The 23,490-nt window shown below is 57.9% G+C and carries 20 protein-coding genes; 11 read left to right on the top strand and 9 right to left on the bottom strand.

The features are described from left to right. The first annotated feature begins 57 nt into the window (after nt 1–57). Nucleotides 58–867, top strand: coding sequence for a metallophosphoesterase (locus SMD27_RS21260; protein ID WP_320510456.1), 810 nt, complete (start codon nt 58–60; stop codon nt 865–867). 579 nt (nt 868–1,446) lie between these two features. On the opposite strand, the gene SMD27_RS21255 is transcribed toward SMD27_RS21260, so the two are convergent. The 6 genes from SMD27_RS21255 to SMD27_RS21230 form a co-directional block, all read right to left on the bottom strand. Beyond that, nucleotides 1,447–1,851 (bottom strand): DUF6527 family protein, encoded by a 405-nt coding sequence (locus SMD27_RS21255; protein WP_320510455.1) that lies wholly within the window; start codon nt 1,849–1,851, stop codon nt 1,447–1,449. A 2-nt stretch (nt 1,852–1,853) separates the two neighbouring features. Continuing rightward, nucleotides 1,854–3,047, bottom strand: coding sequence for a ThiF family adenylyltransferase (locus SMD27_RS21250; protein WP_320510454.1), 1,194 nt, complete (start codon nt 3,045–3,047; stop codon nt 1,854–1,856). Next, nucleotides 3,007–3,258 carry a multiubiquitin domain-containing protein gene (locus tag SMD27_RS21245; protein WP_320510453.1) on the bottom strand — a complete coding sequence of 84 codons (252 nt, stop codon included), beginning with the start codon at nt 3,256–3,258 and terminating at the stop codon, nt 3,007–3,009. Before SMD27_RS21245 ends, SMD27_RS21250 begins: the two co-directional genes overlap by 41 nt. 175 nt (nt 3,259–3,433) lie before the next feature. Beyond that, entirely contained in the window at nt 3,434–4,912 is a 1,479-nt protein-coding gene (locus SMD27_RS21240) for a tetratricopeptide repeat protein (RefSeq protein WP_320510452.1), read from the bottom strand. 324 nt (nt 4,913–5,236) lie between these two features. After that, the gene (locus SMD27_RS21235) at nt 5,237–6,010 is read right to left on the bottom strand and encodes a protein kinase domain-containing protein (protein WP_320510451.1); all 774 of its coding nucleotides are present in this window, start codon (nt 6,008–6,010) and stop codon (nt 5,237–5,239) included. 12 nt (nt 6,011–6,022) lie between these two features. Beyond that, complete coding sequence (locus tag SMD27_RS21230; RefSeq protein WP_320510450.1) at nt 6,023–6,352, bottom strand: MarR family winged helix-turn-helix transcriptional regulator; 330 nt, start codon at nt 6,350–6,352, stop codon at nt 6,023–6,025. A gap of 783 nt (nt 6,353–7,135) precedes the next feature. Here SMD27_RS21230 and SMD27_RS21225 point away from each other — a divergent pair. From SMD27_RS21225 to SMD27_RS21190, 8 genes are all read left to right on the top strand, one after another. Next, nucleotides 7,136–9,331: a glycosyltransferase family protein gene (locus tag SMD27_RS21225; RefSeq protein ID WP_320510449.1), complete on the top strand. Its 2,196-nt coding sequence runs from the start codon at nt 7,136–7,138 to the stop codon at nt 9,329–9,331. Between the two features lie 500 nt (nt 9,332–9,831). Beyond that, the gene (locus SMD27_RS21220; RefSeq protein ID WP_320510448.1) at nt 9,832–10,248 is read left to right on the top strand and encodes an organic hydroperoxide resistance protein; all 417 of its coding nucleotides are present in this window, start codon (nt 9,832–9,834) and stop codon (nt 10,246–10,248) included. A 180-nt stretch (nt 10,249–10,428) separates the two neighbouring features. Then, complete coding sequence (locus SMD27_RS21215; protein ID WP_320510447.1) at nt 10,429–10,950, top strand: DUF1097 domain-containing protein; 522 nt, start codon at nt 10,429–10,431, stop codon at nt 10,948–10,950. A gap of 30 nt (nt 10,951–10,980) precedes the next feature. Beyond that, a complete protein-coding gene (locus SMD27_RS21210) occupies nt 10,981–12,039 on the top strand; it encodes an alpha/beta fold hydrolase (protein ID WP_320510446.1) in 1,059 nt (352 codons plus the stop codon). Nucleotides 12,040–12,184: 145 nt separating this feature from the next. Then, nucleotides 12,185–13,240 carry an alpha/beta fold hydrolase gene (locus SMD27_RS21205; RefSeq protein ID WP_320510445.1) on the top strand — a complete coding sequence of 352 codons (1,056 nt, stop codon included), beginning with the start codon at nt 12,185–12,187 and terminating at the stop codon, nt 13,238–13,240. Between the two features lie 31 nt (nt 13,241–13,271). After that, the gene (locus tag SMD27_RS21200; RefSeq protein ID WP_320510444.1) at nt 13,272–13,796 is read left to right on the top strand and encodes a thioredoxin family protein; all 525 of its coding nucleotides are present in this window, start codon (nt 13,272–13,274) and stop codon (nt 13,794–13,796) included. 27 nt (nt 13,797–13,823) lie between these two features. Beyond that, nucleotides 13,824–14,564, top strand: a complete 741-nt coding sequence (locus SMD27_RS21195) for a response regulator (protein ID WP_320510443.1) — start codon at nt 13,824–13,826, stop codon at nt 14,562–14,564. Between the two features lie 2 nt (nt 14,565–14,566). Further along, nucleotides 14,567–15,886, top strand: a complete 1,320-nt coding sequence (locus SMD27_RS21190; RefSeq protein ID WP_320510442.1) for an ATP-binding protein — start codon at nt 14,567–14,569, stop codon at nt 15,884–15,886. Nucleotides 15,887–15,905: 19 nt separating this feature from the next. Here SMD27_RS21190 and SMD27_RS21185 read toward each other — a convergent pair whose 3' ends face one another. Both SMD27_RS21185 and SMD27_RS21180 read right to left on the bottom strand, forming a co-directional pair. Further along, nucleotides 15,906–16,073, bottom strand: coding sequence for a hypothetical protein (locus SMD27_RS21185; protein ID WP_320510441.1), 168 nt, complete (start codon nt 16,071–16,073; stop codon nt 15,906–15,908). Nucleotides 16,074–16,313: 240 nt separating this feature from the next. Continuing rightward, nucleotides 16,314–17,354, bottom strand: a complete 1,041-nt coding sequence (locus SMD27_RS21180; protein ID WP_320510440.1) for a pentapeptide repeat-containing protein — start codon at nt 17,352–17,354, stop codon at nt 16,314–16,316. A gap of 244 nt (nt 17,355–17,598) precedes the next feature. Here SMD27_RS21180 and SMD27_RS21175 point away from each other — a divergent pair, with 244 nt between their 5' ends. After that, on the top strand, nt 17,599–18,012 hold the full coding sequence (locus tag SMD27_RS21175) for a hypothetical protein (protein WP_320510439.1): 414 nt from the start codon (nt 17,599–17,601) through the stop codon (nt 18,010–18,012). Between the two features lie 139 nt (nt 18,013–18,151). Beyond that, nucleotides 18,152–20,212, top strand: a complete 2,061-nt coding sequence (locus tag SMD27_RS21170; RefSeq protein ID WP_320510438.1) for a methyl-accepting chemotaxis protein — start codon at nt 18,152–18,154, stop codon at nt 20,210–20,212. Between the two features lie 75 nt (nt 20,213–20,287). Here the strand turns inward: SMD27_RS21170 and SMD27_RS21165 are convergent, their stop codons facing one another. Then, the gene (locus SMD27_RS21165) at nt 20,288–23,479 is read right to left on the bottom strand and encodes an efflux RND transporter permease subunit (protein WP_320510437.1); all 3,192 of its coding nucleotides are present in this window, start codon (nt 23,477–23,479) and stop codon (nt 20,288–20,290) included. Nucleotides 23,480–23,490 lie beyond the last annotated feature (11 nt).

The following is a 23,490-nucleotide window of genomic DNA, read 5'->3' as shown; positions in this document are numbered from 1 at the left end:
ATGCCACCTATCCTACCGCTAATGGGTCCACCCGCCGGAGTTCAAGAGGACAACGTTATGCGAGTGCACGTTTACTCCGATTTGCACCTCGAATTTGCCCCCATCCTTTTTCCTCAGGATGTGACATCTGGACGCCTAGCGGAGTTGGTTATCCTGGCAGGCAACATTCACACCAAGCGACGGTCGGTAGGATGGGCTGCTAAGACTTTTGATCAAGCAGTTGTGTTGGTTGGTGGAAACCACGAGCCCTATGGAGATAGTCTATATGCTGCCATTGCGGCAAGTCGATTGGCGGCGGCGCGGACTAACAGGAGAACAACTCCTGTGTATTTTCTTGAGCGAGAAGTATGTGATTTCAAAAATATTGATGGCCTTAATGTAAGGATCATTGGCGCGACTCTGTGGACTAACTTCCTTCTGTTTGGCCCTGAACAGATGAGCACGGAGATGGCGCGGGCTTGGCAGAACATGAATGACTACACTCGCATAAAAGTGCAGAACCGCGAAGTTGCTGAGAAGATACGGCTCACACCACATGATACGCTGCGCTTCCATGTCGCTGCTCGCACATTTATCGAAGGGGAGCTTTCAAAACTCTACGATGGACTCACGATAGTGGTCACGCATCATGCACCATCTGCTAAAAGCCTTTCTACAGATCAAGCTCGTGATCCCTCATCTTCAGCGTATGCATCCTCGCTCGAGACTTTGATCGAGGATTTTCAGCCGCATCTCTGGGTGCATGGCCATATTCACACTTCGTCGGACTACAGGATCGGGAGGACACGCATTGTATGTAATCCGCGCGGCTACCATCCTAACTACCTGAACCCTGATTTCGACCCGTCGCTCGTTGTAGAGATCTGATTTTTCAAAGAGAATCTGTAAACGTCCGGACGCTTACCTTCCAGTGGTGTGGATGAGATCAAAGAGGGGATAGTCGGTGAAAAGGTTTGCCAAATTGATCCTGTCAGGCTGGGCGATCGCCCCCTTAAATGCTCCAAGCTCCCCATACGGCCTCAGCACGTTAACGATCTGATGCTCTTTTCCGCCTAGCAGATCAAACAGCAGAATTTTGATACCTACAATGTGCTGCGTCTCGATGAGATGCCGGCTATGGAGGTCATCGTGCCCTCGGGTGGTTGGGACGGCGCCGGTGAGCCGACAATTGCTGTAGCAACCCGCGGTGTTAAACGCCGTATTTGACCGCGGCTTTGAATATCCGCTGATGCTCGGCTTTGTTGCCCCTCACATCGCCGTCACCGGTGGCGGCCGGTTCTTCGTCGACCCGTCGATGCCCTCGCTTTGAATCCTCCGTCGAACGTGCCGAAAATCGTCAATACACGTTATCGTGGGTTTCTCTACACAGTTCCGCGCATCGGCGGACGATCACAGGTCCGCAAATCTACACACCGCTCCAGCGCCGGAACCACCGCTTATAGCTTTTCATCGAAAGAGGGAGACGATGAACTTGATGACCTTTTGTGCGGCGGATCGCAAATGATCAAGCCAGAATGATGGTCGCGCATCGCGTGCGACATGGCGATCAATCTGGCTACGCATGATTGAAGCCGCCTGCGCATCTGTAAAGGCCGGTAATAAATCTACTTTACCAGCAGTGATGAAAAAATGTGATTTACACGGGGCATCAAAAACGCCAATCGAGGGCCGAATTGTCGCGAGCCTATTGCTTGACGTTACCTGATGACTATCCGGCACAAGAAGAGTTATCCGATGACCACAGCCGCATACACATAGCAATGCCGCGAGTTCGAATTCTTCGCTATGGTATACAACACCTTCTCGCAGCTGATTGGGGATGCGTTCAACAGTCTCATATACATATTTCATTCTTATTGTCTCACGGCGTTGATCTCAAAGGACGCTGTTTCAAATATATATGAGACTGCGTCGTCTTCGCGCTCATAGAGCCGAAAATGTTGCTTAAACCGGATCACCGCAAAAGCCGCATTCAACGCGTTAAGCTCAGCGATTTGCGCCTGTTTGCGGTACTCATCGGCTTTGTTATCCCCAGTTGGCAAATAGGGCGTGTCTAGGCTTTGCTCAAATGCCGAGCGGTCGACGCCGGTGACCCGAACGACGCCATTCATCCCAGTGACAGATCGGTTGAGACCCATTCCGCAATCCACAAATGGAATACTGTTCGCACTTAACCAGCCCACAATTTGTAGCCGTGAGGGACCGTTATCGATCGAGACAAATACAAAATCGAATTCGCGTAAGCGCTCGATATTTCCCGAGGTAACGAGTTCCGCTATTGGAACAATTCCATTATGCCAGTTTCCATACTGTTGTGCGAAGGCGTCGACTTTTTTCTGCCCGATCGCTCGATGAATGTAGCCAGGAATTCGAAATATCGTGTGCACTTGAACGTCGTCATCGTCGAATAGGGCGATCCGTTCGAGATGCGTGCGGGCGAGAAAGTCAAGGATATACGCGCCGGTGCCTCCCAAGCCGATGATCGCAACCTTTTTGCCTTTTAAAAGCGCTGATACATCGTTGATGTTGTAGCGAGACGACAGGGTGTCTGGAAAACGAAGAGGGCTACCCTGTTCGGCTGCCTTGATGGCAATCGCATGCAATGGTGTTGCGTCAGAATAGGCGGCCAGCGCCGGCGCTGTGATTACTTCAAGATATGTGTTCACCTTCTCCTCAAACGAACGATACGGACGCATTACGCCGCCATCGGTAAGTTTGAAGGAGAAAGAGTGGTCGGTGACGTAGCCTTCGGCCACCGTCACCTGGCCAGGTCCTCCCCCAAGCCGTAGTGCGCGCCCGCTTTGATCATGAGGCCGACTACCCCGAAACCACGCTTGATGATTGCTAGGCGGGTCGAGGACGTTATTTGTCAGATCGACAGGACTAATCCAGTCCCCATGTTTAAGGGTACCGTCTTTATCCAGGTAGGGCAGGCCATAGATGATGAAATACCCGTTAATGAAGTCGACCAGATAACCCTGGTCTTCTAGCTCCTGAACGAACGGATTATGATTCGCCAGTTCCCGAAACCCTAAAGCGCATGCCATCTTGCACCATCACCTTTTGTCCGGGAGCCAACGTGCCACTCACATTGTCGGAGTGACCACGCGAATATTTGATGAGATATTCAGTCGAGGTGGCGCCGCCGTCCTGAAGGTAAAACGCGACAACCTCATCGTAAAAGATCTTTTCTTTGCCGACTTCGTGTTCGTCTTGATTGACGAAGATCTCAACGGTTTTTTCTGGCTTGCCACTCACAGGTGACTTCTCCTTGCTGCGAATTGGCACATTCCGTGCCGCGTCTTGGATTGGCCGCGACTATTTGCGGCGTTACGTGTTTGCGTCTCGCTCGTCTGATCATTGTGCGTTCTCTTTGCGAATAAAGTCAGCATCAGCTGGTTGATCTCTCACTCGCGAAGCTACGACGGCGGGACTATGTTTTTTCGACACGAGGACCTTCGGCGCCCCCGAATTGGGAGGCCAGAAGTCTCATCTTCGCGGCAGAAACAATTTCCTTAAGTCGCAGATCATTCGAATTCGCGACAATATCGACGGCCTTATTGATGATGTCGGCCCGATTGGGAATTTGCGAATTTGATGCTTCTCGCGCCAGATAAGCCCAGGCCGATGCAATCAAGTTTGGAGCTTGCAATTTCTTGAAACCCTCGATGGCCATCAAATAATATGCAACTGCCTCGGCATAATGACTTTCTCGAAAAGAGATCAGGCCGCGATTGGCTAGTGCAATGTGTTCACTGATCGGATCTGCCTGTTTGATTTTATCTAGTGACGACTTTGCGGCCTCCAGGTCGCCCAGGTTTGCGGCGGAAAACGCTACCGTGTTTAGCAGAGCTGGCGTATCAGGCCGCACATTTAGGCCACGGTTGGCAAACTCCAAGGATGATTGGAATTCGTCTATATAGGCCGCTGTCGCGGCTCCGAATTCATATGGCCGGATCGAAAACGGATCTTCGGCGGCCCAGAGTTCACAGGCCGGAATCACATCGTGAAAGTTCCGAATGCGGTATAGGTGAAAGGCATTCGCCTCGTGGGACTCTTTGACGGTTTCGAATCGGGTCGGCGGAACTAGGTCGGTGGTGAGGACCCCGGCTGCCCATTCCGCCTGAGCAAGGGAATTGCCGGTTGGGTCGTCCATGCTTTGCGAGAAAAATTTTCTCGCTTTCTTTCGATTGCCACTGACCATTTCAGCTGTTGCGGCGGCGCCCGCAAGCTCCGTAATCTGACGCGGTCGCAGCTGCGCGCCTTCCAGGATCGCCATGGCTTGCTTATAACAACGGATCTTTTTGCCAGCTAAGTCGGAAATCGCAATTTCCGCTGCGATAAGCCAAGGATCGGTCTTAGTTGCGGGGCTTTGGGCGATGATGTCATAGGCGTGCTGGGGATCTCCTAAGTGGAGAAACAGCCGAGCAGCCGACCGGAGAACATGGCGGTTGAGGGGAGCCAGCTGCATGGCAACCAACATCGACTTTCGAGCCTGATCAGCTTGGCCCTCGATTGTCTGGGCGAGAGATAATTCTACCCAGCCAAGCGCATTGCGGGGATGCATACGCAGGTTGGCACGCCATCTCCTAATTGCCTGCCATGGCGTCAATGAGGGGCGATCAGCACTCCCTTCCCTTTCCGCACGGCCGAGCAAAGCCCTTGCCTGCTGCCGAATAGCTTCAGTTGCCGGAACATCCGCTAGAAGAAGATATTGTGCCGCTGCAACGCCTTCGATTTCACGTCCGTCGACCAGAGAATTTTCAACAAGCTCAGCTGCTGTCACGAGGGACGGAGATTTCCTCCACTTCATGGCACGTTTGGTCAAGTCGGCGGACAACTCAGCATCAATTGTCGCCTGGTTTCGCTTATGCGGTGTTCCCAGTTCGGAGGCGGTGATCGTCTGCGACAAACTGCGCCACCTGGGGACCATCCGGCGTTTTTCATTCCACACACGTATTGTCATGCCGTGGCTGCCTTTATTCTCGAAAGAGAACTATGATGCGACCAGATTCGGTTTAGGTCTGATACGTGTCGTTCAAGGGAATACTGGTCTGCCCGCCCGATTAATCGAGGATGGCCACGGCGAACTAGATCGGGGTTACAGAGGTGCCTGATCAGCGGAATGACGTCGGCGCGCACAGCGTCATCGATATACTGGGCGACGTCTTCGAGAAACCGTGAAAACGCCTCCTGCAGATATGGCAAGACACCGTCATACGTTGACGCCCATTGCTCAGGCCGAAATTGCTGATTCAGCCGCGCAAATTTCGGCCGTGACATTTACCCCAGTAAACAGAAAAGCAGCGAGGTTCCCCAGCATATACAGATCACATCCCATGCGCCGGGGGACAAAATCTGCATGGGTGTATCCGTAAAGTAGTTCGGGCGGTGCATATGAGCGATCGCCAGCGAACTTGCGGTCATCATGCCAGACGGGATGGCCCTTTCGCGCAGATCGACCGAAGTCGGCAATTTTTGATCCGGCCTTCGTGTAAAGGAGGATATTTGACGGCTTGATGTCTTGATGGGCAATCATCTCCTTATGGATTTGCCAAAGCCCGAGGCAGACGCTCTTTAGGACGTGCATGCACCAAACGTTGTCTAGTCTCAAGTTGGTGTTCATCTGGCATCGGACATCGCCGTCGGCCATTTCAAAGATCAGATAATATACTCTGCCTTCCATCTGGCTGTATCCGGGAACATCGACATTCCCGTGTTCAATGGCAAGAACGACGTTTGAGAGGCGTCTCTCGCGGCAATGTGCAAGAATTTCTCGCTCGTGATGGTAGGCCGATATAAGGATCTGCAATAGCTCGATCGTCTCCGCACCCGGCTCAAAAGCATCGGTGAAGTCAAACGCCTTCAGGAAACCGCGCTTATCGCTCTTCTCGACCTCGTAGCTGTGAGAGAACATTCCACCGCTGCCATTAGGGCGTCGGGCAAGATGCTTGGTAACCTTCCATCCACCTGAGAGTGTCATTCCTTCCAGTTTTTCTGCAGCGGTCATTGCCGTCTCCAGTTATTTGTTCATTGCTTCAAGAAGACGGTTCAGTCGTTGTTGACCCTGCTCAGTCAACAATAGGGCCCGTTTTCGAGGGTCCTCATCATTGATCTGCTGCGTGATGAGCGGCACCGGAACCGTGTTGCTGACGTTTTGATATCGACCGAGAAGGATGGAGACGTACCGGCTCGCCGTTTGCTGCGGAAGATTGAGTTCCTCCGCAAGTTCGTTGACGGATAAACCTGGCCGACTGGCGATAGCGATAAGCGCAATCAATTGCTGAAGGCTCAGTTCGGATTGAACTGTCTCCAACCCAGCCCTGAGCTGCGCAAGCTTCACCACTGACATACCTATACCCAATCCAACTCTCATTCACGTATAAACCCAAGTATGAGTATAAACACGAGATCGCGTTTATTCAATGGGTTTAACTCTTTTTAGTTCGGGGGCGTATAAATTTCGCACAGAAACGCGATGCAAACACCTGCATTGTGGCAAATTGCGCGTATCCAGGATGATAGGCCTAGATCTCTGGTTACCGTCAATTACAGCCGAGGCCCAGGTTGCGCATATCGGAATACGGAGGGAATTAAAGCTGCTTGAATGGGCGGTCGCTGCGACGTAAGGCAACGGCAATTCCTAACCCATGCAAAAGCGGCTGCAACGCTAATCCTCGGGCATTGGCTGATCGCCCGCACTAGGGAGAAGTTAGCTATCACGGGCCGGAGACACTCTAAATGAGAGTCCAGAACCCCGGAATTGCATATTTTGGGGTCGGGAATTTATCAATTAAAACATATGGTTATGCATGTGAATCATTTAGACTGTCCGAACTCTCGCATTGAACCATATTGTCCGGAAACCGTTGATTCTTCGAATCACCTAACCCATTGAAAAATAAAGGAATCAGGAATCACTGTTCGGAGGAGCGGATACGCTAGGCTCAGTCTCCAATAAATAAATTCCGGTTTCGCCACTTCAGGCGCCCAACTCGCGGCCATTCTCATTCATGCCTGTCCAGGGATTGTGTCCAGAGGCAGGCCGGTTATAAATGCCTAGGTCAGCATAGCTTGCGCGGACTCTCCGCCAGTTGAGTATCGTGCTGCGCCGCAATTGGCCTTGTGGGGGAAAATGATTACTGAAAATGGCACGGCGGCGACGGCCGCACAGCCGGGGCGCGTGCCGGCAATTCTTTCGGCACTTGTTGTCGTGGCGAGCGGGGTATTTATCCTGCGACTTGTCCTCGCCTATCTCGGTATCCTGCCCCCGATCAATGCAGGGAACCCTGATCTCTCGGCACCCGGCCTGATCCCCGCCATCTTGGTTCACATCGGTATCGGCTGCCTGCTTTTCGGCGGTGTTCTCGGCACCGGATTGTCGGCTGTAAGCCTCATCCCCGCACGCCTCAGACTGACGCGATTTGACCTGTTGATGGTCGCGCCGATCGCCGGGCTTTGTCTTTGGATCATCCTTTGCTTGATGGTCAGACTGCTCGACGGCGGCAGCTTGACGATCCTCGCTATCGCATTGGGCGTCATCGCGATACGCGGTCGGCATATCCCGGCCATGCTGACCGGACAGCGCTATTATCGCGCAAATTGGACCGGCGAGCCGGTAGCGCCGGCCTCCGCCAGCATTAATCCGCGCACGATGCTAATCACTGCTATCATGGCAATTGCCTTCGCCAGCAATTACGGCCTGCTCTGGCGTCTCCCCAGCGCGATCCCCAACGGCACGCTGGGCCTCGGCGACATGGCCTTCTTCACCGGCGCCTATCATTCGATGAAGCTAGGGCTTAATCCCTTCCTTGCCCTTACGATCGAAGGCGAGAGCTTTCATCCCTTCAACCAAACACCGCAACTGCTGGCATTGGGCTTCGACGCGATTCCGGGATTCGAGATTTCGCTTTATATGAGCACGGCGGTCTCGCTGTTCTTCTTTCTCACCATGGCCTTCCTGATAGCGACGCTCTGCCATTACCGGCGATCGATTGGCCAACCGGCGCTCAATGCGGGCACTCTCGTGGTTCTGGTGCTTTTGCTCTGTGCCTCGACCCGATATCCGAGCTGGATTGTCGAGACGCCGCCTTATGCTTTTGGCGCACCGCTCGCTTTGTCGATCATCTATTTGATCGAGCGCGGCCGGCAGCGCACCGGCTTTCTGATCGCCAGTTTGCCCTTGAGCGTCATCGCGTTTGGGGTCACCAAGGTGATGGTCCTACCCGTCATTGGCTGCTATGCAGCCTGCAATCTGTGCTACAAGTCCTGGAAGGACAAATCCAAATGGGCGCTGCTAGGCCTCGCCATCGGTGGCGGCTTGGCTTTGACTTTAGCTGTCATCCTGGTCGCGGTCTTCTGGCGCAAGTTCACCTCCTTTGCGACGCCGGAGGACATCGGACCTTATAGCTTGCACAAGCTTTATTACCATCTGGCCAAGGGCACGAAATTCATCAAGACGATGCGCAAGGCACTGCCATCCTTGTCGATGGATATCGCCCTAGTCTGGGTCCTCTTTGCCGTCTGGCGGCTGCGCAATATCGCCTTGTTTTTGTCCGTGCTGCTGGGCGCATCGCTCTGTTTCATTTATGCCTATGTTTTCGGACCGACAGCACCGACGAGCTTTTTGCTGGTTTTCGCCTGGCTGCTCATCAGTGCTCGGGAAAGCACATTCAATCAGACTGGGGCCATGCGGCATCTGGGGATCGCAGCCGCGCTTGCCTTATACAGTTTTCTGGGTCGCGATGTTGGCCGCTGGGAAGTTACCTTTGTCTGGGCCATCCCGATCGCGACAATGGCTTTCACGATTCTGAAAAACGTTCTGGACACATCCGAATCGCCGCAGCCTAGCAAGCCAAAACTGCATGCGTGGCAATATGCGGTTAGCATGGCGGCGGTGCTGTCGATTTTCGCTCATGCGACTGGCGAATTGCGGCTGGGCTGGGACGATCGTCGACCTGTCTCGCCGCGTCTCTATGACCTTTGGGTAAAGGTCAGGGAATTGACGCCGGCCAATGCCTTGATCTTCACAGATCAGACCGGCGAATCTGTCGACCGGCTGGTAGGCTGGAACGATTTTTCCATGACGGCGGAACGGCAATTCTACATTTCAAGCTGGTCGACTTCCGCTTTACGGGGCGATAAGGTTGCCCGGGCGTCCCGCCTGGAGGCGAATGCAGCGGTCATCAAGGGTGATCGGCAACCGCAGGACCTGAGGCTGAAGCGGTCATACGACGTCTATTTCGCGGCCGTTCGCGCGGATCGGAGCGTACCGGTCACATTCAAACCGATCTACAATAACGGCGAATACGCGATCTATCAGATCCCCTAGGAGCCGGGCGGTCGTTCGTCGCTGGCGAGCCGGGTCGTCTCGCTTCTAATGGCAAGCAAGCTTGGTCGGGCGTTATGTATCCATCTATATTCAACGCCATTTGCCGATAGCTGACAAATCACCGGTCGGGCTGAGAGGCTGAGGATTCCGTCCGCGGCAATGCACAGACGCAACCCAGTCGACGACGCCCCCTGGCCCTGGGGATGCTAGCAACCCGCTGATCGTCCAGGCCGGTGCCCCGGTCTTCATCGGGCACATCGATCTGACTGAGCCACCATCGGATGATCAGGATTGCCGACTGGTGTTTCCGGCGAAAAGCGAAGCTCATCATCGATAACCGGTCGTTAGCCGGGCATTGCACCCAAGCCGCGACACACTTCGATACAAATCGGCTTTTTTCCGACACATGGGGCATACGTCCCGTCCCCAGTTTCTGCGCCATGGCTGATGACAGCCACGGGTCCCGCAGCGGGGCCTCCGACAAGCAAGGAACAGACATCATGACGCAGATCGAAAAGGTCCTTTATACCGGTAAGACCCACACCACGGGTGGCCGGGATGGCGCCTCTCGCAGCAGCGATGGCCGCCTGGAGATCAAATTGTCATCGCCGGGCAGCGCCGGCAACGGCACCAATCCGGAGCAGTTATTCGCCGCCGGCTGGTCTGCCTGTTTTATCGGCGCCATGGGCCTTGCCGCCGGCAAGATGAAAGTCGCGCTGCCCGCTGATCTCGCCCTCGATACCGAGGTTGATCTCGGCACCGGTGATGGAGGCTATTTCTTGCAGGCCCGACTCAATGTCAGCCTGCCGGGGCTGGAGCGGTCGGTGGCGCAATCCATCGTCGATGCTGCGCATCAGACCTGCCCTTATTCCAAGGCCACGCGGGGCAATATCGACGTGACGATCAACCTCGTCTAATCCGCCATGACGATGGCCTGCCCGCCGATATGCGGCAAGCCATCGTCCCGTCGGCACAGTCGAACGCATCATCAGCGCCACGACCAGTCGTGCTTTCGGGTCATCGACAGGAGGCTTGGCCAACGCATTGCCTTGCCTGCTGTCCCGGTCTGCGGCCCCTCTAGTTCATGGAGATACGACATGACTCTCGGTTCATTTTCGCTCGCTCGCCTAACCGCAGCCATACCCGCCAAACCCCGGCATTTTCACACGGTGACATTGATCGCCGCCGTCGTCGCGGCGATTGCCACCTTCGCCACGACCGCCGTGCCGTTGCCGGCTTGGGCGATGTTTCTGGGTTGGGTCGGCTACAGCCTTGGCGCCCAGACACGGCGCGACGGTATCGCCAATCTGGCTTCCTTCCTGCTGGGACTGAGCCTAGGTGTCGGCACTGGCCTCGTCATCAAGCTGCTGACACCGCTGCTCGGCGATACCGCCGCGCCCTTCGCGGTGTTCGGTGATGTCATCCTGGTCCTCAGCTTGCGGAACCTGCCGCGCATCAACAATCCGCTCGCTTACTTCCTGGGCTTGATCAGCTTCTTCGCTTCAGCCCAGGCACCATCCGGATCGCTGCTGGCGATGCTGGCCGCGGCGGGGGTGATCGGCGCCCTAGGCGCGGAACTCTCGCGTCTGCTGCAATCTCGTCTCCTGCCGGCCGCCTGATCGCAACACCTCATTATCGGAGAGAGACATATGTCCGACGATATCAATCTGCCCCGTCGCCGCTTCCTAGCTACAACTGCCCTTGGTGCCACCGCTCTTGGTGCTACCGCCTTGACGCTGGGCGTGAGCCAACTTGGCCTCGCCGGTCCGGCTGAGGCCGATAGCGAAAACAACAAAAACGACACAGCCGCTTCCTTCGGTAAGCTCAAGCAGATCAATGCCGGCCTCCTGAACATCAGCTATGTCGAGGCCGGCCCGGCCGATGGCCCTGCGGTCCTGCTGCTGCATGGCTGGCCTTACGACATCCATAGTTTTGTCGAGGTCACGCCGATACTGGCAAAGGCCGGCTACCGCGTGATCGTGCCTCATCTGCGGGGCCATGGCACGACACGGTTTCTGTCTGAGACGACCTTCCGCAACGCCCAGCAGTCGGTGGTGGCACTCGACATCATTGCCCTGATGGACGCCCTGCACATCAAGCAGGCGGTGCTTGCGGGCTATGACTGGGGTGCGCGAACCGCCAATATCATTGCGGCGTTGTGGCCAGAACGCTGCAAGGCGATGGTCTCGGTCAATGGTTATCTGATCAACAATCTTGAGCGCAACCGGAAACCTCTGCCGGCCGAAGCCGAGCACGGCTGGTGGTATCAATATTATTTCGCCACGGAACGCGGCCGCGCCGGTCTTGCCGCCAATCGGTGCGATCTGGCGAAACTCGTCTGGCGAGTGAATTCGCCGGCTTGGCACTTCGCAGCCGCCACCTTCGACCGCACCGCTCGCTCCTTCGATAATCCGGATTATGTCGACATCGTCATCCATAATTATCGCTGGCGGCTGAGCCTGGCGGAGGGTGAGGCGCAATATGACGATCTGGAAAAGCGGCTGGCTGCGGGCCCGGTGATCGCCGTCCCGACCATCACGATGGACGGCGATTCCGATGGCGTCACACCGGCAACAGACGGCTCTGCCTATGCCGCAAAGTTCTCCGGCAAGCGCACCCACCGGATCGTCAGGGGCGCTGGCCATAACCTGCCGCAGGAAGCACCGGACGCCTTCGTCAAAGCCGTCATCGAAGTGGCCAGTACCTGAGCCGGCAGCTGCGAACATCAGGAGCGATACAAAAGATTACAAATATCGGCCGCAGCGGACACGTCGGAGATACCGCGGCCGGTTCACTATCCCAGTCGTTGCTCCCGGTTCGCGAGACATCATTACAAAGGCCTGGAGATAAAGCATGTCCGATATTCTTACACAGTCCCGCCCCACCCAATCCCGGCGCGACTTCATGAAAAAGATTGCCACAGGCGGCGTGGCGGTTGCCGGTGCCGCCGCCATCGGCTCCTCATTGGCCGAGGTCGCTCAAGCAACGAACCTTCCGCCGTCCGATAAGGAGGGCCTGGGCGAAGTCAAGCAAATCCGCACCGGGCAATTGGATGTCGGTTACTACGAGTTCGGCCCCCGTAACGGCCCCGTCGCCATCCTGCTGCATGGCTTCCCTTATGACGTGCACAGCTATGTCGAAGTTGCGCCGATGCTGGCTGGACGCGGGGCGCGCGTCATCGTTCCCTATCTCCGCGGCCATGGGTCGACACGTTTCCTGGAAAAAGCGGCGCCGCGCGCCGGGCAACAAGCGGCGATCGGCGCCGATGTCATCGACCTAATGGATGCGCTCGGTCTGCCGAAGGCAGTGCTCGCCGGCTATGACTGGGGCGGTCGTGCAGCTTGCGTGGCCGCAGCCCTCTGGCCGGAACGCTGCAAAGGCCTGGTCTCGGTCAACAGCTATCTGATCCAGGATATCGCCAAAGCCCAAGCGCCCCTGGCGCCCCGGGTGGAATGGGGACTGTGGTACCAGTTCTACTTCCAGACGGAACGCGGCCGTGCCGGCCTTGCCGCCAACCGGAAAGATATCGCCCGCATTTTGTGGGCGAACAACTCACCGAACTGGGCGTTCGACGATGCCACCTTCGAGCGCAGCGCCGCCGCTTTCGACAATCCTGACTATGTCGATGTGGTGATCCATTCGTATCGCCACCGCCTGGGATCGGTGGAAGGCGTCGCCCGTTATGCGACGCTTGAACGCCGACTGGCAGAGCAGCCGGTGATCCACGTGCCCAGCATTACCCTGGACGGTGCCGCCGATGGTGTTGTGCCCGCCACGGATGGAACCGCCAGCGCCGCACATTTCGGCGGGTCCCGCGTCCATCGGGTCGTTCCCGGTGTCGGCCACAACTTGCCGCAGGAAGCGCCGGGTCCTTTCGCCGCCGCCGTCTGGGAGCTGCTCTCCGCGTAACGCGCAACACCCCTGTTCAAGGAATTTGGAAATGCTCAAGCAGATTCTTCTGCCGCTCTCCCTCTGCCTGGCGGTTTCCGCCTGCAAACCGGAAGCCGCCTATAGCCAGACCGCAACGCCTTCCACCGCACCAGAATTCGCCGGCATCGATACCTGGATCAACAGTGAGCCGCTGACCATGGCCGGGCTTCGGGGAAAGGTGGTGCTGGTGGAATTCTGGACCTATTCCTGCATCAATTGCATCAACGTCATCCCCCATGTGACAGCCTGGCACGAGCAGTACAAGGATCAAGGGCTCGTGGTGATCGGCGTGCATTCCCCGGAATACGGCTTCGAAAAAATCACGGAGAATGTGAAAGACGCAGTGGCGCGCTACGGCATCCCATATCCGGTCGCGCAGGACAACAGCTATGCGACCTGGAAAGCCTATGGCAACCTGTACTGGCCCGCTCTATACCTGATCGATCGAGACGGCCGTATCGTTTACCGACATTTCGGTGAGGGCGATTATGCGGAGACCGAAGCCAGGCTCCAGCAATTGCTGGGAACATCTTAGGGCTATACTGAAGACGGGGTGGGCTGCATGGACCAAGTCGATCATATCCTGATCGTCGATGACGACCGGGAAATCCGCCGGATGGTCGCCGATTATGTGGAGAAGAACGGCTTGCGGGCAACCGCCGTCGCCGATGGCCGGCAGATGCTCACCGTGCTTGAGACCACGGCGGTCGATCTGATTGTCCTCGACGTGATGATGCCGGGGGATGACGGTTTGGTGCTGTGCCGTAATCTGCGCACCAGCAAGCATCGGTCGGTTCCCGTTCTGATGCTGACCGCCCGCGACGATGAAACGGACCGTATCATCGGCCTGGAGATGGGCGCCGACGATTACGTGGTGAAGCCTTTCTCGGCGCGCGAGCTTCTGGCGCGGATCAGGGCGGTGATCCGGCGCACCCGCATGCTGCCACCCAATCTGCAGGTAACCGAGGCCAGCCGATTGATCGCATTCGGCGATTGGCGACTGGATACGACAGCGCGCCATCTGCTTGACAAACAGGACACTGTTGTCGCTCTCAGCGGCGCGGAATTCCGCCTGCTGCGCGTCTTTCTCGATCACCCTCAGCGCGTGCTAAGCCGCGACCAGCTCATGAATCTCACCCAGGGGCGGGATGCGGAATATTTCGATCGCTCCATCGACCTGCTGGTAAGCCGGCTGCGCCAGCGCCTGCTCGATGATGCGCGCGAACCGGCTTACATCAAGACCGTGCGGAGCGAAGGCTATGTCTTCTCTCTGCCCGTGAAGCTTCTCGACAGTGACGCCTGACCATGCAGTTAACGCAACTGGCCTCACATTTTTTGCCCCGCTCTATCGCATCGCGGCTCTATTTGATTCTCTTTACCGGCCTGCTGGTCGCCCATGGCCTGTCCTTCGCCTTGCTGTTCTACGAACGCTACCAGACGGCGATGACCATGATGCTCGGGAGCCTGAAAACCGATGTCGCCACAGCCATCACCGTTCTCGATCGAACGCCAAATGCTGATCGCGAGAGCTTGCTGCCTGTGCTGGAGCGCCGGACCTATCGCTACATCCTAGGTTCAGGAGAGCCGGGCGATGCGCCGCTTAGCGAGCGCGCGCAGCGTGTCACCCGGCTAATCGCCTCGGTTCTTGGCGATCGCTATCCGGTGCACGCCAATACAATCTCCACTTATCCCGAAAAATACCAGATACACTTGACCCTCAGTGATGGCACGCCGCTGACGATCGAGGTGACACCCTCGCTGATGCCGATCGCGCGGTGGCTGCCGTTCGTTCTGGCGATCCAGGTCGCGCTCCTGTTGCTGTGTACCTGGTTTGCCGTGCGCCTTGCCACCCGACCGCTGGCGCATCTAGCGCATGCTGCAGAGACGCTCGATCCTGGTAAAGGCGGCCAGCATCTCCAGGAAGACGGCCCGACCGAAGTTGCCAAAGCAGCAACCGCGTTCAATGCCATGCAGGATCGCATTGCCCGCCATCTGCAGGAGCGGCTGCAGATCCTGGCGGCAATTTCCCACGATCTGCAGACGCCGATCACCCGCATGAAACTGCGCACCGAGGGAATGGCGGACCTGTCGGAGCGCGACAAGCTGACCGAGGATCTTGACCAGATGCAGCATCTGGTCCGTGAAGGTGTCGCTTACGCCCGCAGTGTGCATGGTGATGCGGAGCAGCCGCGGCGGCTCGATATCGACGCCTTCCTCGACAGCCTGGTCTATGATTATCAGGACACTGGCAAGCCGGTGACGCTCGCCGGCCATCTCGGTGTGACGATGGCGACGCGTCCACAAGCCTTGCGGCGCATCCTCGGAAACCTGATCGACAATGCAATCAAATATGCCGGTGCAGCGGAGCTGCTGGTCGAACGCGGCAGCGACAAATCCATCCGCATAACGATCCAGGATCGCGGCCCCGGCATCCCCGAATCGGCCTTGGAAAGCGTGATGCAGCCTTTCTATCGCCTGGAGGGATCACGCAGCCGCGATACCGGCGGCGCGGGATTGGGTCTCGCCATCGCCCAGCAACTGACGCTCGCCATCGGCGGCTCGCTTTCACTGCGGAACCGCCCGGATGGTGGCTTGCAGGCAAGTGTAGAAATCAGAGAAGCCTGATTTGTCCATCGTATGCCGGTTATTGGGCCATCGTCACGGTAACTTTCAGACTTGAATACCAAGCGGCGACATTGATGTGGTTCAGTTCGCCGGGTGGCTGGTCGTCTCCCATGCCATCGACCTGATTATCATTGGTCCAGAGATGGCCGGTCTTGGGATCGAAGTCGAGGCCGACGGCGTTGCGCAATCCGGAGGTGGCACATTAAACGCCTGTCCCAATTGCACATAGAGCTTCTTATCGGGGCCGCCAACACAGACCCGGTCGCTTGCGCCTCCTGGTTTTCTGAGCCTGAAGTCCGACCTCCCTGTGGGTACCCCAACCCACATGGACGCTTAAAAATACCATGAAGCGAGGGACCGTGCGCGCGGAGTCTGCCGCATTGATCCTTCGGATAAGATCGACTGGAGATCGTTAATGGCGGTGCCCTCAAGGATGAGCGCGTAGGCCTTTGGTCTCGATCCCCCGGACATAGGGCATGGCCCCGATCCGGGCAGAGTCCAGGCTGAGATCGCGTTGGAACGCGCCGGAGAAATTGGCACCCCGCAGATCTGCCCGGCTGAATTTCGCGCCGCAGAGATTGGCGCCGGTGAGATCGGTATAGAGCAGGCGCGTTTGCGCACAGGTGACATTGGACAGCAGACTGCCACGCAGCACTGCGGCAGAGAGATTGGCACCGCTGAGATCGAGGCCGCGAAGATCGCAATGGCTGAGGTCGAGGCGGACGCCGTTCTTGCCCAGGCTGTCAATCCAATCATGATGCGCCACGAGCCGGGCACGCAGTTCGCTCTGCGGGACGAGCCGCGCCTGGTTGATTTCCACCGTCAGCGGATCGAGCGCCAGCAAGCTGGTGGCATCCATCGTGGCGCCGATGAAACGGGCACCGGTCATGCGGGCGCCGGTGAAACTGGCATTGGCGATCTCGCTGCTGTCGAAACGGGCGTTGCGGATGTCGCTGTTGCGGAAGGCGGCGTTGGCGATCTGGGCGCCGGAGAAATCGACGCCGCGCAGGCGCGCGTCGGAAAAATCGGCATCCCGAATCCAGGCGCCGCGGAACGCCGCCGGCAATGCATCCGGCGACAGCGTGACATAGGCTTCGGATAGATCCGCGCCGTCGGCTGCGACCTTGCTGAGATCAGCATCGGCGAAGCGGGCGCCGCGCAAATCGGCGCGGGTCAAATGCGCATCGGCCAGATCCGCTTCGTCGAAACGGCTGCCGCGCAGATCGGCGCCTTTCAAATTGACGCCGCGCAGCCGCGCCCGGGTGAGATTGCATTCCACCAAAATGGCGCCTTCGAGATTAAGACCGCTGAGGTCGAGACCGCTGAGATCGCATTTCTGCAGCATGCAGCGACGCCCCTCCCGGCGCTGGCGACGCCAATCGAGATGCAGCTCCGCCACCCGGCAGAAAGCCTCGGCGGTCAAGCGAAGATCGGTGATTGTCTGTGCTGCGGGCCAAAGCCGGCTCATCTTCCATTCCTCTTGCCTAGCCGCTTCGATAGGACGCATCCACTCGTATGGCACGAATTGAGCATGACGCATGGCTGCTTGCCGAAATATTAACGAGTTTCATGCGATCAAGGTGACAAGTGACGGCCACGAACGGCTGCCCGTGATGCGATGGTGACTGATGCGGCTTTTCACCATATCGTTGCAGGTGCTACCGTAACATCGTCGCGACTCGCGCGGTGCGCCAGGAAAGTGGGGAACCTCAATGGCACAAATGGGAAAGCCGTCCGGCAGGGGCGCTGACGCCGAATTGCCGCAATTGAGTGAAACGCGGCACATCACCTTCAGCAAAGAAGCGCTGACCTATGCCCTGACATCCTATCTCGCGGCATCGAAGCAGCCCTTGCCGCCCGGCATGCTTCAATCCTGCGAGATCGCCGCCAAACCGGATATTTCCGTCACGCTGGGCATTCTGGATGCGATCTCGGGCATGCTGGAAAAGGCCAAAATTCCTGCCGAGACTGTTGGTGCGGCAATGATCCGTTATTGCCGCCTGGTCAATGTGCCGCTGCCACGTACGGCGGAAAAGTCCCTGGTCTCCGCCGGCGACAACTTGATCCTCACGGTCCACGTCCGGTCGGAACAGACAAAGCTGTTCGAGATCAAAGGCCGCGACTAATCATCGCCCCCGAGGCACGGCCCCAATCCATCAATCAAGTCTTTCTTAAGAGTCGTTATGCTACAGGAGGGCATTTCCTGCCAGCATAACGGGGTATGTGATGGGTTCGCCTGGGGTATTTTCGCGTCTGCCGCTTTCCATGAAGATTTTGCTACCGATCGTGGCGGCGGTGGTCATTGGCTATGTTGCGGCGACCTGGATATCATCCAGTCAAAGCGCCCGTATCGCCAAAGACCTGGCTATGGCGCAGGGCGAGGAAATGGCTCAGTCGCGCGCAGCCAAGATGGAAGCCGCTTTCAACGCGAATTACCAAATTGCTTATAGCCTGCGCGACACTTATCTGGGGATGCGCGGTGAGGGCGCGCTTAACCGGAAATCCTTCGTTGCCGCCTTGCGGGCCGCCATCAAGGCTAATCCCGATCTTATCGGTGTTTGGGCGGGCTTCCAGCCGAATGCTTTCGATGGGCAGGACGCCGCCTCGATAGGGACCGAAGGCGCCGACAAGACGGGCCGTTTCGTCCCCTATCTGTATCCCAAGGACGGTAATGTCCAACTTGATCCAATGAACTCGCTGGACAGCCAGGGCGCCGACGGGGATTTCTATCAGATTCCGTTGAAGTCGGGCGTCGATACCGTGCTGGAGCCTTACATCTATCCGGTGGCGGGCAAGGACACGCTGCTCGTCAGCCTGGCTGCGCCGATCAAGGTGGACGGCAAGGTCATCGGCGTCATCGGCGTCGACATGTCGCTCGACAAGATGAACCAGGATCTGCTGCAGGTGCGTCCCTATGGTACCGGCTCGGTCTCGGTCATCTCCAGCGGCGGCCTGTTCGCTGCTTCTGCGGACGCCAAAAATCTTGGCAAGCCGTTCGTCAATGCCAGCCCGCTTTTCCCCGATGCCTTGCCTCGGATGCAGCGCGGCGAGACGTTTTCGATGGACGATTATTCGCGGTCACTGGGCACGAATGTGACACGCGTCTTCGTGCCCATGCAAATCGGTGACGCACCGAAGCCTTGGTCGGTCTTGGTCAATCTGCCGGAGGACAAGATCCTCGCGCCGGTCAAGCAGGTCATCTGGGCCAATGTGATCGTTGCTCTCGCCGTGGTCGTTTTGTTGGCGATCGTCATCATGCTGCTCGTTCGCGTTGTAGCGGCAAGCCCGGTCAAGCGGTTGACCAAGGCAGTGGAAATCCTGGCAGACGGCAATACCGGCATTGAGGTGCCGATGACCGCGCGCGGTGACGAATTGGGCGTCATGGCAAAGTCCGTGGAGTTCTTCCGGCAAAAATTGATGGAAGTGCATCAGCTTCGCGAGCAGCAGGAAGAAGTGGAACGAACCGCCGCTGCCGAACGCCGCAATATGATGCTGAACATGGCCGACAATTTCGAAGCCAGCGTCAAGGGCATCGTCCGGTCGGTCTCCTCTTCGGCGACGAACCTTGAATCCAATGCGCAATCGATGTCGGCGGTGGCCGAGGAAAGTTCTCGGCAGGCGACTGCGGCGGCCGCAGCCGCCACCCAGGCTTCCGCCAATGTCACCACAGTCGCCGCCGCGGCCGAGGAACTTTCATCTTCGATCCGGGAAATCAGCCGACAGGTCTCCGACAGTAGCAACGTCGCCCGCGGCGCCGTGGATGAAGTCGCCCGCACCGGCCATACCGTCGAATCCCTGGCCGAAGCTGCCGACAAGATCGGCGGCATCGTGCAGCTGATCAACGATATCGCCAGCCAGACCAATCTGCTGGCCCTCAATGCGACCATCGAGGCCGCCCGGGCGGGCGATGCCGGCAAGGGCTTTGCCGTCGTCGCTTCGGAAGTGAAAAACCTTGCCAATCAGACGGCACGGGCGACCGAGGAAATTTCCGGCCAAATCGCCAGCATGCAATCGGTCACCAAGGAAGCGGTCGATGCCATGTCGCGCATCCGCCAGACCATCGACCGAATCAACGAAATCTCCTCGGCCATCGCCGCCGCTGTGGAACAGCAATCCGCTGCCACCCAAGAGATTTCCAGCAATGCACAACAGGCGGCAAGCGGAACCGACGAGGTCAATCAGAATATCAACGGGGTCAGCCGCGCCTCGGAAGATGCCGGCATGGCCTCCTCCCAGGTGCTCTCCGCCGCCGGCGACCTGTCACGCCAGTCGCAATCGCTGGCTCAGGAAGTCGATGGCTTCATCGCCAAGGTCCGGGCCGGCTGATCATCTTTCGGACAGCTCAAAGGAAAACAGCGGCATCGCAAGATGCCGCTGTTTTTGCTCCAGCAGGTCGGCCGATCAGGAGGTGGGGTCGGCCGGTTCCGGCTTCACCCAGTCGAGCTCCTGTTGCTTCGGCTTTCGGCCTTCCACCATGCGGCGGATCAGCACGTAGAAGAGCGGCGTCAAGAGCAAGCCGAAGAAGGTGACACCCAGCATGCCGGAGAAGACCGCCACACCCATGGCATGGCGCATTTCCGCACCGGCGCCGGTCGAGGTGACCAGCGGCACGACACCCATGATGAAGGCGAAGGACGTCATCAGGATCGGCCGCAAGCGCAGGCGGCAGGCTTCGAGGACGGCGGCAACCCTGTCCATCCCTTCCTGCTGCTTGTCCTTGGCAAATTCGACGATCAGAATCGCGTTCTTGCAGGCAAGGCCGACCAGCACGATCAGGCCGATCTGGGTGAAGATGTTGTTGTCGCCACCCGACATGATCACGCCCGCGATCGCCGACAGCAATGTCATCGGCACGATCAGGATGACCGCCAAAGGCAAGCTCCAGCTTTCATATTGCGCAGCCAGCACGAGGAATGCCAGGAGCACGCAGAGCGGGAAGACCAGGGCCGCCGTATTGCCCGCCAGGATCTGCTGATAGGTTAATTCGGTCCATTCATAGGTCATGCCGTTCGGCAGTTCCTGCTTCAGCAGCTTTTCGATCGCCGCCTGGGCCTGACCCGAGCTGTAGCCGGGGGCAGCCGCGCCGTTGATCTCCGCTGTTGCAAAGCCGTTGTAATGCATCACGCGGTCGGGACCTGCCGTATCGCTGACCTTCACGAAGGTCGATAGCGGCACCATCTCGCCAAGATTGTTGCGCACCTTCAACTGGCCGATCTGATCCGATTCCAGACGGAAGCGCTGATCGGCCTGGACATTGACCTGCAAGGTACGGCCGAAACGGTTGAAGTCGTTGACATAGAGGGACCCCAGATAGGCCTGCAATGTGTCAAAGATCTCGCTGATGGCGACACCATGGGTTTTGGCTTTCTCGCGATCGACATTGGCATCGATCTGCGGCACGTTCACCTGGTAGCTGGAGAACAGCCCGGTCAGCTCCGGCACCTGCTGCGCCTTGGCCAGAATATTCTGGGTCTGCTTATACAGCTCCTCATAACCGAGACCGCCGCGATCCTCGATCTGCAGCCGGAAACCGCCGATCGTGCCGAGGCCCTGGACAGGCGGCGGCGGGAAGATCGCGATGAAGGCTTCCTGAATATTGGCATATTGCGCATTCAGAGCCGCCGCCACGGCGCTGGCCGATTGGTCCGCTTTCTTCCGGTCCTCAAACGGCTTCAGGGTGACGAAGACGATGCCGCTATTCGGGCTGTTGGTGAAGCCATTGATCGACAGGCCGGGGAAAGCCACGGTGCTTTCCACATTGGGATTCTTCAAGGCGATATCCGACATGCGGCGGATCACCGCCTCGCTGCGATCCAGGGTAGCGGCATCCGGCAACTGCGCGAAAGCGACCAGATACTGCTTGTCCTGCGGCGGCACGAAACCGGTCGGCGTATGGGAGAAGCCGAGATAGCTGAGCCCCAGCAAGCCGGCATAGAGGATCAACCCGATGGCGCTGCCACGCAGTACCCGACGGACGGTACCGACATAGCCATGGCTGGCCAGTTCGAAGAACCGGTTGAAGGGGCGGAACAGCCAAGTGCCGAACAGCCAGTCGAGCAGGCGCGAGAACCGGTCCCTCGGCTCGTGATGCCCCTTCAGCAGGACAGCAGCCAAAGCCGGCGACAGGGTCAGCGAATTGAAGGCTGAAATCACCGTCGAGATGGCAATGGTTAAAGCGAACTGCCGGTAGAACTGGCCGGTCAGGCCGGAAATGAAGGCCGTCGGCACGAAGACAGCGCAAAGCACCAGCGCCGTGGCGATGATTGGCCCGGTCACTTCCCGCATGGCGCGCTTGGTCGCCTCCACCGGTTTCAGGCCAAGACCGATATTGCGCTCGACGTTTTCGACAACGACGATCGCATCGTCGACCACGATGCCGATCGCCAGCACCAGACCGAACAGCGACAAGGCATTCAATGAGAAGCCGAAGGCATGCATGATCGCAAAGGTACCGATCAATGAGACCGGCACGGCAGCCAACGGAATGATCGATGCCCGCCAGGTTTGCAGGAAGAGGACGACGACCAACACCACCAGCACGATGGCTTCAAACAGCGTGTGAACAACCGCCTCGATCGAGCCGCGCACGAAAACGGTCGGGTCATAGACGATGGTGTAATCGACGCCTTCGGGGAAGTTCTGCTTCAACTCCGCCATTTTAGCGCGAACGGCATCGGAGATGGCGATGGCATTGGACCCAGGCCGCTGGAAGATCGGCATCGCCACAGCCGGCTTATTGTCCAGCAACGAACGCAAAGCATACTGGCTGGAACCGAGCTCGACGCGGGCAATATCTTTCAGCCGCGTGATTTCGCCATTATCGCCGACGCGGACAATGATGTTCTCGAACTCATCCTCGGTAACCAGGCGTCCTTGAGTATTGATCGCGAGCTGAAAGCTGGTATCACCCGGCGCCGGTGGCGCACCCAAGGCACCGGCCGCCACCTGGCGGTTCTGTTCGCGAATCGCCGCTACGATATCGCTCGTCGTCAGGCCGCTCGAGGCAATCTTGTTCGGGTCGAGCCATACCCGGAGCGAATAGTCGCCGAGGCCGAACAGTTGCACATCGCCGACGCCGTCCAGACGCGCCAGCTCATCCTTCACGTTGAGCAAGGCGTAATTGGAGAGATAGAGCATGTCATAGCGGTTATCGGGCGAGGTCAAGTGCACGACCATGGTGAGGTCGGGCGAAGCCTTGTCGGCGGTGACCCCCAGGCGTTGCACCTCTTCCGGCAATTTCGGGAGGGTCCGGGTGACGCGGTTCTGCACCTGGACCTGGGCGATGTCGAGATTGGTGCCGAGCGCGAAGGTGATCGTCAGCGTCATCTTGCCGTCGGCGGTCGACTGGGAGGACATGTAGAGCATGTTCTCCACGCCGTTGATGGCCTGTTCCAAAGGCGCCGCGACAGTCTCGCCGATCACTTTGGGATTCGCGCCCGGATAGGTTGCCCGGACGACGACAGTGGGCGGCACGACTTCCGGATATTCGCTGATGGGCAATTGGAACAGCGAGATCGCGCCCCCGATCAGGATGATCAGGGAGAGCACAGCGGCGAAGATCGGCCGCTGAATGAAAAACTGCGAAAAATTCATCGCTGTGGTCC

The organism is Dongia soli, from assembly GCF_034044715.1.
GTDB lineage: Bacteria > Pseudomonadota > Alphaproteobacteria > Dongiales > Dongiaceae > Dongia_B > Dongia_B soli.
The sequence above is the reverse complement of the archived record's forward strand: the minus strand, read 5'-3'. Positions and strand labels throughout refer to the sequence as shown.